This window comes from Streptomyces sp. NPDC101151, from assembly GCF_044768335.1.
GTDB lineage: Bacteria > Actinomycetota > Actinomycetes > Streptomycetales > Streptomycetaceae > Streptomyces.
This window is the reverse complement of record NZ_JBIWPP010000008.1, coordinates 296,151-309,530: the sequence shown is the minus strand read 5'-3', so window position 1 is coordinate 309,530 and position 13,380 is coordinate 296,151. Positions and strand designations below refer to the sequence as shown.

13 protein-coding genes are annotated in these 13,380 nt (G+C 68.6%); 11 read left to right on the top strand and 2 right to left on the bottom strand.

Annotation, left to right across the window (positions count from 1 at the left end; all coding sequences use genetic code 11):
- Positions 1-203 precede the first annotated feature (203 nt).
- Positions 204-785: a hypothetical protein gene (locus tag ACIRU3_RS18520; RefSeq protein ID WP_404057352.1), complete on the top strand. Its 582-nt coding sequence runs from the start codon at positions 204-206 to the stop codon at positions 783-785.
- 22 nt (positions 786-807) lie between these two features.
- On the opposite strand, the gene ACIRU3_RS18515 is transcribed toward ACIRU3_RS18520, so the two are convergent.
- Entirely contained in the window at positions 808-1,110 is a 303-nt protein-coding gene (locus ACIRU3_RS18515; RefSeq protein ID WP_404057350.1) for a ferredoxin, read from the bottom strand.
- 518 nt (positions 1,111-1,628) lie between these two features.
- Between ACIRU3_RS18515 and arc the strand changes: the two genes are divergently transcribed.
- From arc to prcA, 6 genes are all read left to right on the top strand, one after another.
- Entirely contained in the window at positions 1,629-3,395 is a 1,767-nt protein-coding gene (gene arc, locus ACIRU3_RS18510) for a proteasome ATPase (RefSeq protein ID WP_404057348.1), read from the top strand.
- Positions 3,396-3,627: 232 nt separating this feature from the next.
- Positions 3,628-5,139, top strand: a complete 1,512-nt coding sequence (gene dop, locus ACIRU3_RS18505; protein ID WP_404057346.1) for a depupylase/deamidase Dop — start codon at positions 3,628-3,630, stop codon at positions 5,137-5,139.
- Between the two features lie 198 nt (positions 5,140-5,337).
- Positions 5,338-5,556 (top strand): ubiquitin-like protein Pup, encoded by a 219-nt coding sequence (locus ACIRU3_RS18500; protein ID WP_020939002.1) that lies wholly within the window; start codon positions 5,338-5,340, stop codon positions 5,554-5,556.
- 213 nt (positions 5,557-5,769) lie between these two features.
- Positions 5,770-6,183, top strand: coding sequence for an endonuclease VII domain-containing protein (locus ACIRU3_RS18495; RefSeq protein WP_404057422.1), 414 nt, complete (start codon positions 5,770-5,772; stop codon positions 6,181-6,183).
- Positions 6,135-6,977 carry a proteasome subunit beta gene (prcB, locus tag ACIRU3_RS18490; protein WP_404057344.1) on the top strand — a complete coding sequence of 281 codons (843 nt, stop codon included), beginning with the start codon at positions 6,135-6,137 and terminating at the stop codon, positions 6,975-6,977. The genes ACIRU3_RS18495 and prcB overlap by 49 nt, the downstream gene beginning before the upstream one ends.
- A 61-nt stretch (positions 6,978-7,038) precedes the next feature.
- Positions 7,039-7,776: a proteasome subunit alpha gene (prcA, locus tag ACIRU3_RS18485; protein ID WP_404057342.1), complete on the top strand. Its 738-nt coding sequence runs from the start codon at positions 7,039-7,041 to the stop codon at positions 7,774-7,776.
- Positions 7,777-7,837: 61 nt separating this feature from the next.
- Here the strand turns inward: prcA and ACIRU3_RS18480 are convergent, their stop codons facing one another.
- A complete protein-coding gene (locus ACIRU3_RS18480; RefSeq protein ID WP_404057340.1) occupies positions 7,838-8,854 on the bottom strand; it encodes a LacI family DNA-binding transcriptional regulator in 1,017 nt (338 codons plus the stop codon).
- A gap of 217 nt (positions 8,855-9,071) precedes the next feature.
- Here ACIRU3_RS18480 and ACIRU3_RS18475 point away from each other — a divergent pair, with 217 nt between their 5' ends.
- The 4 genes from ACIRU3_RS18475 (at position 9,072) to ACIRU3_RS18460 (ending at position 13,323) form a co-directional block, all read left to right on the top strand.
- Entirely contained in the window at positions 9,072-10,331 is a 1,260-nt protein-coding gene (locus ACIRU3_RS18475; protein ID WP_404057338.1) for an MFS transporter, read from the top strand.
- Between the two features lie 9 nt (positions 10,332-10,340).
- Positions 10,341-11,702 carry a Pup--protein ligase gene (gene pafA / locus ACIRU3_RS18470; RefSeq protein WP_404057336.1) on the top strand — a complete coding sequence of 454 codons (1,362 nt, stop codon included), beginning with the start codon at positions 10,341-10,343 and terminating at the stop codon, positions 11,700-11,702.
- Between the two features lie 143 nt (positions 11,703-11,845).
- A complete protein-coding gene (locus tag ACIRU3_RS18465) occupies positions 11,846-12,850 on the top strand; it encodes an FKBP-type peptidyl-prolyl cis-trans isomerase (protein WP_404057334.1) in 1,005 nt (334 codons plus the stop codon).
- Positions 12,851-12,942: 92 nt separating this feature from the next.
- Positions 12,943-13,323 (top strand): FKBP-type peptidyl-prolyl cis-trans isomerase, encoded by a 381-nt coding sequence (locus ACIRU3_RS18460; RefSeq protein WP_404057332.1) that lies wholly within the window; start codon positions 12,943-12,945, stop codon positions 13,321-13,323.
- The last annotated feature ends 57 nt before the right edge of the window (positions 13,324-13,380 follow it).

Sequence of the window (13,380 nt, the reverse complement as noted above, 5' to 3'; positions counted from 1 at the left end):
GTGACCGAGTTCCCGACCCATCCCGGGAACTCGGTCACGGCGCCCGTCCGTTGACAGGGCACCACGACGCGTACGAACCCGCGCGCGCGGACCCTTCGCCTGCGGGAATTCCGTACCGACCCCGCCGTTCCCCCGCACTGTGACGTGTGGCACCATGCTGGCCACCCCCCCCACCGGCACAGCCCTCACAGGAGACACTGCTAGTGCAGCAATCCGCCGTTCCGGAGCTCGCCCACACGCACACGCGGCCCATCCACTGGGTCGCCACCGCCACCGCGGTCGCCGGAGTGATCGCCCTGTCCTCCGTCGTGCAGCCCGGATCGGCCACGGCAGCCCAGCCGACCCCCGGCACCGAGGTCAAGTCCGCCCCCGCCGTCGTCGCGCCGCCCAGCACGGCGGGCGTGCACTTCCCTCTCGAGTGCGGACCGGTGAAGGCGGTGGTGGTGAAGCAGGCCACCGGCGATCTGGACGGCGACGGCAGGCCGGAAACCGTCGCGGTCGTGCACTGCGACGCCCCCATGGGCACCCCGCCGGACGGGGTCTACGTCCTCACCCGGGGAACGGACGGCGGCAGGGCCCGCGTGGTCGCCACCCTCGTCGACCCCAAGAACCGGGTCACCGTCACCGACCTCGCCCTGCGCGCACGGGCCGTCACCGCCACCCTGCTCGGCTACTCCTCGGCCGACGTGCCCAGTTGCTGCCCCGACGTGAAGACCCCGGCCAAGTGGCACTGGAACGGCGGCGCGTTCCTCCGCTCCACCCCGGCCGGGGCCCACAGCGTCTGACCCACCCGGGCCCGGCCCGGACTCAGCCGGCGTCGGGCCCGTACACCTCGACCTTGTCCAGAACCCGGCGCACGTGGATGCAGTCGCCGGGGCACTCCTTCGCCGAGTCCACCACGTCCGTGAGCAGCGGCAGCGGCACCGGCGTCGTGGCACCCCTGTCCTGAAGCAGCTCGTCGTCCGCGCCCTTCACATAGGCCAGCCCGTCGATGTCCAGCTCGAACACCTCGGGGGCGTACTGGACGCAGATCCCGTCGCCGGTACACAGGTCCTGGTCGATCCAGACCTCCAGCGCCTCGCCGCCCGGGGCCTCCTGCTGCACGGTCATCTCTCCTGCCGTCGGTTCGCCGGGCGGTGCCCCCGGCGCGCACGCCAGCCGGGTCCGCTCCAGCGGCTGTTGAACACCTCGACCCTACCTCCGCGCGCTTTCCGGCCGTGTTCGACGGGGATGGGGTTTCCTCCCCGGCACCCTCGGGTACGAGGGCCCGACCGGGGAAGGGAGCCCCGCAGGCCGGAGGGAACACTTCAGGCCGCTCCGGAGGTGACGCCGACCGTCCGGGCCGTCGCTCTGCGTGATGATCGCAAGAGCGTCCGCAAGCCTGCCCACGTACCGGGCGACCGGCCCGGAAGGGACAACTCCAGCCAGTCCTGAAGGGTTTTGACCGCTCCCGACAAGGAACAAGTCGCTTCCGAATGACGTTGAGTGGGTATTCCCTCCGTGCGAGAGGGAGCGCACCGGGTGACCGACGACACACCTTGACAGTCATTGTGATCTAGGGGTTTCAATCGTCACCCACCCAGGTAGGGTCTGGAAGCGTCCAGCTCCCCTTGGAGGAGGTGAGGACCGTGGCAGCCCACGACGACGACATGAACCGCGGCATCCGCCCGGGACGAGGGTCCGACGACCCGGCCGGGCAGATCGCCTACCTTGAGCAGGAGATCGCCGTCCTGCGACGCAAGCTCGCCGACTCTCCGCGGCACACGAGGATTCTCGAAGAGCGGATCGTCGAGCTGCAGACGAACCTGGCCGGCGTCTCCGCGCAGAACGAACGACTGGCCAACACGCTCCGCGAGGCCCGCGACCAGATCGTGGCCCTCAAGGAAGAGGTCGACCGGCTCGCCCAGCCGCCGGCCGGCTTCGGGGTCTTCCTCGTGGCCAACGAGGACGGCACCGCCGACATCTTCACCGGCGGCCGCAAACTCCGCGTGAACGTGAGCCCCAGCGTCGAGCTCGACGACCTCAGGCGCGGCCAGGAAGTCATGCTCAACGAAGCGCTCAACGTGGTCGAGGCCATGGAGTACGAGCGCGTCGGCGACATCGTCACCCTCAAGGAGATCCTCGAGGACGGCGAGCGCGCCCTCGTGCTGGGGCACACCGACGAAGAGCGGGTGGTGCGGCTCGCCGAACCACTGCTGGACGTCACCATCCGCCCCGGCGACGCCCTGCTGCTCGAACCCCGCTCCGGCTACGTCTACGAGGTCGTGCCCAAGAGCGAGGTCGAGGAACTCGTCCTCGAAGAGGTCCCCGACATCGGCTACGAGCAGATCGGCGGCCTCGGCAACCAGATCGAGGCCATCCGCGACGCGGTCGAGCTGCCGTACCTCTACCCGGACCTGTTCAAGGAGCACGAGCTGCGGCCGCCCAAGGGCGTCCTGCTCTACGGCCCCCCCGGCTGCGGCAAGACCCTGATCGCCAAGGCCGTGGCCAACTCGCTGGCCAAGAAGGTCGCCGAGGTGACCGGCCAGGCCGCCGGCAAGAGCTTCTTCCTGAACATCAAGGGCCCCGAGCTGCTGAACAAGTACGTCGGCGAGACCGAGCGGCAGATCCGCCTCGTCTTCCAGCGTGCGCGTGAGAAGGCCAGCGAAGGCACCCCCGTGATCGTCTTCTTCGACGAGATGGAGTCGCTCTTCCGCACCCGTGGCTCCGGCGTCAGCTCGGACGTGGAGAACACCATCGTCCCGCAGCTGCTCGCCGAGATCGACGGTGTCGAAGGCCTGGAGAACGTGGTCGTGATCGGCGCCTCCAACCGCGAGGACATGATCGACCCCGCCATCCTGCGCCCCGGCCGGCTCGACGTGAAGATCAAGATCGAGCGTCCGGACGCCGAGGCCGCGAAGGACATCTTCGGCAAGTACCTCACCGAGCGGCTCCCGCTGCACTCCGACGACGTCGGCGAGCACGGCGGCAGCAAGGAGACCACTGTCCAGAGCATGATCCAGACAGCGGTCGAGCACATGTACGCCGAATCCGAGGAAAACCGCTTCCTGGAGGTCACCTACGCCAATGGCGACAAGGAAGTCCTCTACTTCAAGGACTTCAATTCCGGCGCCATGATCGAAAACATCGTGGGCCGCGCCAAAAAGATGGCGATCAAGGACTTCCTGGAGAAGAGCCAGAAGGGTCTCCGCGTCTCCCACCTGCTCCAGGCATGCGTGGACGAGTTCAAGGAGAACGAGGACCTGCCCAACACCACGAACCCGGACGACTGGGCCCGGATCTCCGGAAAGAAGGGCGAGCGGATCGTGTACATCCGTACGCTCATCACCGGAAAGCAGGGCGCGGACACCGGACGCTCCATCGACACGGTGGCGAATACCGGTCAGTACCTGTAAGAGCAGGGCGGCTGCGGGTGCCCTCGGCGGGTGCCCGCAGCCGACTGTTTTTCAGGCCACGACCGGAGCAGGCAATGACGCAAATGATCTCCCCACCAGCGCAAAGGCGTTCTAGGCTCTTTCCTACCGCCGAGTCGCGCAGTGCGGGGACGGGCACCGCACACGCACCGGAGCGCCAGCGGTACTTGAGCGGCGCCCACGACCGAGGGTGCCGCCGGGCAAGGAGGGCCGCATGACCGTACGGCGAGTAATGGGCATCGAGACGGAGTACGGGATCTCCGTCCCCGGCCACCCGAACGCCAATGCCATGCTCACCTCGTCCCAGATCGTCAACGCCTACGCGGCGGCGATGCACCGGGCCCGCCGGGCCCGCTGGGACTTCGAGGAGGAGAATCCGCTGCGGGACGCGCGAGGCTTCGACCTCGCCCGGGAGGCCGCCGACGCCAGCCAGCTCACCGATGAGGACATCGGCCTCGCCAACGTGATCCTCACCAACGGTGCGCGCCTCTACGTGGACCACGCCCACCCCGAATACAGCGCCCCCGAGGTGACCAATCCACGTGACGCCGTCCTCTGGGACAAGGCCGGCGAGCGCATCATGGCCGAGGCCGCCGAGCGGGCCGCACAGCTCCCCGGCGCCCAGCCGATCCACCTCTACAAGAACAACACCGACAACAAGGGCGCCTCCTACGGCACGCACGAGAACTACCTGATGAAGCGGGAGACCCCCTTCTCGGACATCGTGCGCCATCTCACCCCGTTCTTCGTCTCCCGTCAGGTCTTCGCCGGAGCGGGCCGCGTCGGCATCGGCCAGGACGGGCACGAGCACGGCTTCCAGCTCAGCCAGCGCGCGGACTACTTCGAGGTCGAGGTGGGCCTCGAGACCACCCTCAAGCGCCCGATCATCAACACCCGCGACGAGCCCCACGCGGACGCCGAGAAGTACCGCCGCCTGCATGTGATCATCGGCGACGCCAACCTCTCCGAGATCTCCACCTACCTCAAGCTGGGCACGACCGCCCTGGTCCTGTCCATGATCGAGGACGGCTTCATCGCCGTGGACCTGGCCGTGGACCAGCCCGTCCGCACCCTCCACCAGGTCTCGCACGACCCGTCCCTCAAGCGCCTGGTCACCCTCCGCAGCGGCCGGACGCTCACCGCGGTCCAGCTGCAGATGGAGTACTACGAGCTGTCGCGCAAGTACGTGGAGGAGCGCTTCGGGGCGGACGCCGACGAACAGACCAAGGACGTGCTCTCCCGCTGGGAGGACACGCTCAACCGGCTGGAGAACGACCCGATGAGCCTGGCCGGCGAGCTGGACTGGGTCGCCAAGCGGGAGCTGATGGAGGGCTACCGCCGCCGCGACGGCCTCGACTGGGACGCGGCCCGGCTGCACCTGGTCGACCTGCAGTACGCCGACGTACGCGCCGAGAAGGGCCTCTACAACCGCCTGGTGGCCCGCGGGCGGATGAAGCGGCTCCTGGACGAGTCCGAGGTCGACAGGGCCCGTACGAAGCCGCCGGAGGACACGCGTGCCTACTTCCGCGGCCGCTGCCTGGAGCAGTACGCGGACGACGTGGCCGCGGCCTCCTGGGACTCGGTCATCTTCGACCTCCCCGGCCGGGACTCGCTCCAGCGCGTTCCAACCCTCGAACCGCTTCGCGGAACGCGAAATCACGTCAAGGAGCTGCTGGACCGCTGCCGCACGGCGGAAGACCTGGTCAGGGTCCTGTCAGGCGGCTGAGCGCGATCAGCGGGCACTTGTACCGGCCCGGGCGCACAGGGTGGAAACCCGATCGCCCGGGAATCATCGAGGTGGCCCCCGCACGTTGTCGAAACTGCGGGGCCGATGTCGGACCCGGCTTGTAGGGTCTGATCATCACCGATCGGCAGGAATGCCGACCCGTCGACCATGTCGGGCGAACTGAGCGGGGTGAGGGATATGGCAACGAAGGACACCGGCGGCGGCCAGCAGAAGGCCACGCGCTCCACCGAAGAGGTCGAGGAGCAGGCGCAGGACGCGCAGGCTTCCGAGGACCTCAAGGAGCGGCACGAGAAGCTGAGCGACGACGTGGACTCCGTCCTGGACGAGATTGACGATGTCCTGGAGGAGAACGCGGAGGACTTCGTTCGAAGTTTCGTTCAGAAAGGCGGCGAGTAGCCTTCGAATCGAAGGTGATCGCGGGGAATCGGGTTGGCATACCAAGAGGGTGCGAAGCGCTGCTCGCGGTGCAAGGGACACAAGCCGCGAGCAGCATTCGCGAAGAACAAGTCGATGCGTGATGGTCTGCAGGCCTGTTGCCGGGAGTGTGCGGCCGCCTACCACCAGCAGAGACAGCTGGCCCAGGGGCGCAATGTCCGCCCCAGAGTCAAAGTGCCCGAAGGTCACAAGTACTGCCGTACCTGTGGCGAGATCAAGCCGCACAGCGAGTGGACGCGGAACAGCAGTGCCTCGGACGGCCTGGCGACGCTCTGCAAGGCGTGCAAGGCGGTGAAGGGGCGGCAGGACCATCTCAGGCGCAACTACGGCCTGACCGAAGCTGAGCGTGACGCGATGGTCGTTGCTCAGCGCGGGCTCTGCGTGATCTGTCTGGACGCCTCCGCTGTGCATGTGGATCACTGCCACAAGACGGGTAGGGTCCGTGGCGTACTGTGCTTCAACTGCAATTCGGCCATCGGCAAGTTGGGTGACAACCCCGACGCCGTACGCCGGGCAGCCGCCTATCTGGAAGGAAACTCGTGGAAGCCAATAGTCGTGGCACCGGGCGTCTACCAGCTGCCTTCCTGACGCCAGGGTCTTCTTCGTTCATGGACTTCCTGTCGGAGCACCAGCCGGAGCTGTTGCCCGGCAAGCGGCAGCTGCCCACCCAGGGGGTGATCGAGGCGCCGCACGGTACGACGATCGTGGCTGTCACGTTCCCCGGTGGTGTGGTGCTCGCCGGTGACCGCCGGGCCACCATGGGCAACGTCATCGCCCAGCGGGACATCGAGAAGGTCTTCCCGGCGGACGAGTACTCGGCCGTCGGTATCGCCGGCGCCGCCGGTCTCGCCGTCGAGATGGTCAAGCTCTTCCAGCTGGAGCTGGAGCACTTCGAGAAGGTCGAGGGTGCCCAGCTGTCGCTGGAGGGCAAGGCGAACCGGCTGTCGACCATGATCCGTTCCAATCTCGGCATGGCCATGCAGGGCCTGGCCGTGGTGCCCCTGTTCGCCGGGTACGACCTGGACCGCGAGAAGGGTCGCATCTTCTCCTACGACGTGACGGGCGGCCGCTCCGAGGAGCACAACTTCGCGGCGACGGGCTCCGGCTCGATCTTCGCGCGCGGTGCCATGAAGAAGCTGTTCCGTGACGACCTGAGCCAGGAACAGGCCACGACCCTGGTGGTCCAGGCCCTGTACGACGCGGCAGACGACGACTCGGCGACCGGTGGTCCCGATGTCGCCCGCCGGATCTACCCGATCATCACCGTGATCACCGAGGACGGCTTCCGCCGGCTCACCGAGGACGAGTCCTCCGAGCTCTCCCGTGCGGTGCTCGAGCGGCGCCTGCAGGAGCCGGACGGGCCCAAGGCCGCCCTGCTCTGAGCGCGGGCGCTGTTCTTATCGAGGTGATCCAGTGACCATGACAGAAAGGGACGGATAACCGGTGTCGACGCCGTTCTATGTATCACCCCAGCAGGCCATGGCCGATCGGGCGGAGTACGCCCGCAAGGGCATCGCCCGCGGTCGCAGCCTGGTCGTGCTGCAGTACGCCGACGGCATCGTGTTCGTCGGCGAGAACCCGTCCCGTGCGCTGCACAAGTTCAGCGAGATCTATGACCGGATCGGCTTCGCGGCCGCCGGTAAGTACAACGAGTACGAGAACCTCCGCATCGGCGGCGTTCGCTACGCCGACCTGCGCGGCTACACCTACGACCGGGACGACGTCACCGCCCGGGGCCTGGCCAACGTGTATGCGCAGACGCTGGGCACGATCTTCTCCTCCGCGGCCGAGAAGCCGTACGAGGTGGAGCTGGTCGTGGCCGAGGTCGGCGAGACGCCCGAGGGCGACCAGATCTACCGGCTGCCGCACGACGGGTCCATCGTGGACGAGCACGGCTCGGTGGCGGTGGGTGGCAACGCGGAGCAGATCAGCAGTTTCCTGGACCAGCGTCACCAGGACGGCATGAGTCTCGCCGAGGCTCTGAAGCTGGCGGTACAGGCCCTGTCCCGTGACACCAACGGCAGCGAGCGGGAGATCCCCGCCGAGCGCCTGGAGGTCGCGGTGCTGGACCGTACGCGCCCGCAGAAGCGCAAGTTCAAGCGCATCGTCGGCCGCCAGCTCTCCCGCCTCCTGGAGGCGGACGGTGCGGCCACCGAGGCGGAGAGCTCCGACGAGGAGTAGGCCCCGCCCTCGTCCCGCTCCGTGTGCCCCGTCCGGTTCCCCGGTCGGGGCACACGGGCGTTCAGGGGGTGCGTGGCGGTGCGGTGGAGCCCCGGACGACCAGTTCCACGGGGATGTCCCCGGCCTCGGGCTCCCGGCCCTCCAGGACCGCCAGCAGGGCTTCCATGCCGCGTTCCCCGAACAGCTCGGCGTCCAGTCGTACGGTCGTCAGCTCGGGGTCCAGGGCCGTGGCCAGGGCCAGGTCGTCCAGGCCGGTCACGGAGACGTCGTCGGGCACCCTGAGGCCCAGGCGGCGCAGGGCCTTGTAGGCGCCGGCGGCGAGTTTGTCGTCGTCGCAGACCACCGCCGTCGGGCGGGGCCCGGGTGCGGTGAGTGCGGCCTCGGTGGCGGCCAGGGCCTCTTCGATGGAGATCGGGGCGGAGGCCGTACGGATCTGCGTCCCCGGTACGGCGGCCAGGCGTGTCGCCAGTTCGCGTGCGCGCATCTCGAAGGTCCAGGAGGCCACGTCGGCGGCGAGGTGCAGGATGCGGCGGTGGCCGAGGCCGAGCAGGTGTTCGGTGACCTGCCGGACGCCGTCGGCGATGTCCAGGTTGACGGTCGCGGCGCCCAGGCTGCCTTCCGGGTCGCTGTCGAGCATGACCAGGGGCAGCTGGTCGCCCCGGATCGCGCTGAGTGCGTCGGCGGCCATGGAGGAGGCGATGACGCCGTCGAGGGCGGCCTGTGCGGAGGCGAAGGGGTTGCGGGCCGGGCCGATGCCCTCGGGGGAGGGGTACAGGACGACACCGAAGCCGTGCCGGGCGGCGACCCGTGCCGCGCCGGTGTAGACGCCGGCGAAGAACTCGGTCGTCAGGGCCGGTACGACGAGCAGGACCGTGCGGGTGCGGCCCAGGCGCAGATTGCGGGCGGCGAGGTTGGGCCGGTAGCCCAGTTCCCGTGCGGCTTCGCGGACCCGCTCGGCGGTGGCCGCCGAGACGCGGCCGCGCCACTTGTCGCCCAGCACGAGCGAGACGGCCGCCTGGGAGACCCCGGCCGCCTGCGCGACGTCACGGCTGGTCGGGCGCGTGCTGCTGCGTGCCACGGTGGGCCTGCTCCTCTTCTTCCGGTTCTTCCGGTCGTTCGCCCGGGGGTGCGTCGGCCGGTGTCGGGCCGTGGCCGTGCCGGCCCTGCGGGCCTGCGCGTGCTCGTGGCTCGGACACCGGCGCGCCGTCCCGGTCGCTTCCGGTCGTCTGGACGTGTGAACAGCGCACATGGTACGTATGAGAGACGGGGTTATACGTAACACTTGGAGGCGGGACATGGCCGCGGGATACCTGGAGATCCTCAGGGCGAGACATGCGGCCCGTCTGCTGACCGGCACGCTGGTGGGCCGGCTGCCCAATGCGACCGCCGCGATCGCCCTGGTGCTGTTCGTCCGCGGTGAGGGCGGCACCTACAGCCTGGCGGGCGCCCTCGCGGCCGTGTACGGCGTCGCCAACGCGGTGGGCCAGCCGGTGCTCGGCCGGCTCGTGGACCTGTACGGGCAGCCGCGCATCCAGCTCCCCGCCGCCGTCCTCTCGGCTCTCGCCATGACGGTCTTCGCCTTCTCGGGCACCGACCCGCTGCCCCTCGCGTACGCCTCCGTCGCGGCCGCCGGCCTCTTCACGCCGCCCCTGGAGGGCGGTCTGCGCGCCCTGTGGCCCTCGGTGCTCCGCCGTGAGGAGCAGGTCCACACGGCCTACGCCATGGACGCGGTCGCGCAGGAAGTCATGTTCACGGTCGGCCCGTTGCTGGTGACCCTCTGCGTCTCGCTCTGGTCGGAGCGTGCGGCCCTGCTGGTGCTGAATGCCGTCGGGGTCCTCGGCGCCCTCTCGGTGGTCCTTTCGCCGCCCTCGCGCGCGTGGCGCTCGGCACCGCGCGAGGCACACTGGCTGGGCGCCCTGCGCTCGCCCGGCCTGCTCGCGCTGCTCGGTGCGTTCCTGTTCGTCGGCATGGCGCTCGGCTCCATCACCGTGGCCTCGGTGCCGTACGCCGACGACCACGGCGGCGACGCCGTCTACGGCTGGCTGATGGCCGCGCTCGGCCTCGGGGCGCTCATCGGCGGCAGCGTCTATGGTGCCCGCCAGTGGAGTGGCATGCCCGAACGGCGACTGCGCGTCCTGGTGGCGCTTCTGGCGGTGTGTTACCTGCCGCTGACGCTGATGCCCGGTGCGGTCGCCATGGTGCTGCTCACCACGGTGTCCGGTGTGTTCCTGGCCCCCTGCATCGCCTGCGCGTTCATCATCGTCGACCGGCACGCGCCGAGCGGCACCGTCACCGAGGCGTTCTCCTGGCTCGTGACGACGTTCACCGTGGGCGCCTCGGTGGGAACGGGCCTGGCGGGCCCGGTGGTCCAGGCCGGTGGCGCGCTGTGGGGATTCGTGCTTCCGGGTGCGGCGGGGGCCGTGTCCCTGCTGGTCCTGCTCGCCACCGGGCGGGTCCTCGCAGCTCCCGTGCGGGGCGGGGTCGTTGCGGCTTCATCGGAAACTGATCCAAATCGTGCTGCCGAACCCCGTTTCAGCTCAGGGGATCGGGCGTAATGTTCAGTCATGGACCGCCGCATTTTCGGGCTGGAGAACGAGTACGGCGTCACGTGCACGTTCAGGGGACAGCGCCGCCTGTCTCCTGACGAGGTGGCGCGGTACCTCTTCCGCCGTGTCGTGTCATGGGGCCGCAGCAGCAATGTCTTTCTGCGAAACGGCGCCCGGCTCTATCTCGACGTGGGGTCACATCCGGAATACGCGACACCCGAATGTGACAACGTGACCGAACTGGTCACCCACGACAAGGCCGGCGAGCGCATTCTCGAGGGACTCCTGGTGGACGCGGAACGACGCCTGCACGAGGAGGGAATCGCGGGCGACGTCTACCTCTTCAAGAACAACACCGACTCGGCGGGCAACTCCTACGGCTGCCACGAGAACTACCTGGTGGCCCGGCACGGGGAGTTCTCCCGGCTCGCGGACATTCTCATCCCGTTCCTGGTGACCAGGCAGCTGCTGTGCGGTGCGGGCAAGGTCCTGCAGACCCCGCGCGGCGCCGTCTACTGCGTCAGCCAGCGAGCGGAGCACATCTGGGAGGGCGTCTCCTCGGCGACGACCCGCTCCCGGCCCATCATCAACACCCGCGACGAACCGCACGCGGACGCCGAGCGCTACCGCCGTCTGCACGTCATCGTGGGCGACTCGAACATGTCCGAGACGACCATGCTGCTCAAGGTCGGCGCCACCGACCTGGTGCTGCGCATGATCGAGGCGGGCACCGTGATGCGCGACCTCACCCTGGAGAACCCGATCCGGGCGATCCGCGAGGTCAGCCATGACATCACCGGACGGCGCAAGGTGCGCCTGGCCAGCGGCCGGGAGGCCTCCGCGCTGGAGGTGCAGCGCGAGTACTTCGACAAGGCCGTGGACTTCTGCGACCGCCGGGGCATCCGCACCGGCACCGTCGCGCAGGTCCTGGAGCTGTGGGGCCGCACCCTCGACGCGATCGAGACCGAGGAACTGGATCGCATCGGAACCGAGATCGACTGGGTCATGAAGTACAAGCTCATCGAGCGGTACCGGGCCAAGCACAACATGACCATGTCGCACCCGCGGGTCGCCCAGATAGACCTCGCCTACCACGACATCCACCGCCGTCGTGGTCTGTACTACCTGCTGGAAAAAAGGGGCCAAGCCACCCGGATCTGCAACGATTTGAAGATCTTCGAGGGTAAGTCGGTTCCCCCGCAGACCACTCGGGCCCGGCTGCGTGGCGACTTCATCCGCCGGGCGCAGGAACAGCGCCGGGACTTCACGGTCGACTGGGTACACCTGAAGCTCAATGACCAGGCACAGCGCACCGTGTTGTGCAAGGACCCGTTCCGTTCGGTGGACGACCGCGTGGAGAAGCTCATCGCCGGAATGTGACGAAGGTATGTGAGTCAAGCGTTTCCGCGTGCAATTGCCGGAACGCCACACGGGCGCCGTACGTTTTCGGTACGGCGCCCCGCTCACGTCGTAGAGTTGCGCGCACGCCAATCCACAAGATCGACCGATTACGAGGCATCTCCGTGCGCCGACGTTCACTCCTCCTCGCCGCTGTACCCGCAGGACTGGTCACGCTCGCCGGGTGCGGCGACGACAAGTCCGACTCCAGCAAGGCCAGTGCGTCTCCGACACCCTCGGCGTCCTCCGCGCCCCCGCCCAAGATCGTGGACGGGCCGCTGCCGGCGATCACGGCGGGCACGAAGTTCGGCGAGAAGCCCACCGTGGCCAAGGGGCCGGGCGAGCCCTCGAAGGACCTCGCGGTCAAGACGGTCATCGCGGGCAGCGGCCGCACGGTCGCGGAGAACGACTTCGTCCAGGCGAACTACCTGGGCCAGATCTGGAGCACCGCCAAGGTCTTCGACAACTCCTACGACCGCCACAGCCCGTTGATCATGCAGCTCGCCCAGGGCAGCATCATCGACGGCTGGCGGTATGCACTGGCGGGCAAGAAGGTGGGCAGCCGCGTTCAGATCGCCGTCCCGCCCACCTGGGGCTACGGCAAGTCGGGGAACCCGCAGGCGGGCATCAAGGGCACCGACAACCTGGTCTTCGTCATCGATCTGATCGATGCCTTCAACTCCAAGAGCTCGTCCAAGGGCAAGCCGGTCGGGCAGGGTGATGCCGCACTGCCGCAGGTGGGTACCAACACCGACGGCAGCGAGCCCAAGATCACCGTCCCGAAGTCCGACCCGCCGAAGAAGCTGGTGTCGAACTACATCCTTGAGGGCGACGGCGCCGAGCTGAAGGCGGACCAGGCGATCCTGTGCCAGTTCAAGGGCGTGGTCTGGGACGGCGGAAAGACGTTTCAGCAGACGTACGGCTCCGGGCGCCTCAGCCAGTTCTCCCTGGAGCAGATGCAGCAGGCCGTCAAGGGCCTGTCCCAGGGGCTGACCGGCAAGAAGGTGGGCAGCAGGGTGCTCGTCGTCGTACCGCCGGACCTGGGCTACGGAGACACCCCGCCGAGCGGCGGCGCCATCAAGAAGGGCTCCACGCTCGTGTTCTCGGTGGACATCCTGGCCGCGATGTAGCAGGCCGCGCCGCGGCGACCTGGCAGGCAGCAGACCTGCGGGGATGAAAGACTGTCCGTGTTTCGTGTCGTACACAAGCAGGAGCTTCTGACGTGAACATCGACAAGCCCGAGATCGACTTCCCGGGCGGCGAGCCCCCGGCGGACCTCGAGATCAAGGACATCTGGGAGGGCGACGGCGAGCTCGCCGAGGCCAATGACTTCGTCAAGGTCCACTACGTGGGTGTCGCGTTCTCCACCGGCGAGGAGTTCGACGCCTCCTGGAACCGGGGCACGCCGCTGGACTTCCAGCTGGGCATCGGCCAGGTCATCCAGGGCTGGGACAAGGGCGTGCAGGGCATGAAGGTCGGCGGCCGTCGCCAGCTGACCATCCCCCCGCACCTCGCCTACGGCGACCGTGGTGCCGGCCGGGCGATCGGCCCGGGCGAGACGCTGATCTTCGTCTGCGACCTGGTGGGCGTGGCCAAGCGCTGACCGATCCTGGTCGAGGAAGGGCCCGTGCTGTCCGCATGGGCCCTTCTTCTTTGCCCC

Coding starts and splice junctions, on each gene's coding strand:
- ACIRU3_RS18515 (WP_404057350.1), bottom strand. CDS start 1,110: ATGACCGTGCAGCAGGAGGCCCCGGGCGGCGAGGCGCTGGAGGTCTGG.
- dop (WP_404057346.1), top strand. CDS start 3,628: ATGACCGTACGGCGAGTAATGGGCATCGAGACGGAGTACGGGATCTCC.
- ACIRU3_RS18500 (WP_020939002.1), top strand. CDS start 5,338: ATGGCAACGAAGGACACCGGCGGCGGCCAGCAGAAGGCCACGCGCTCC.
- ACIRU3_RS18475 (WP_404057338.1), top strand. CDS start 9,072: ATGGCCGCGGGATACCTGGAGATCCTCAGGGCGAGACATGCGGCCCGT.
- pafA (WP_404057336.1), top strand. CDS start 10,341: ATGGACCGCCGCATTTTCGGGCTGGAGAACGAGTACGGCGTCACGTGC.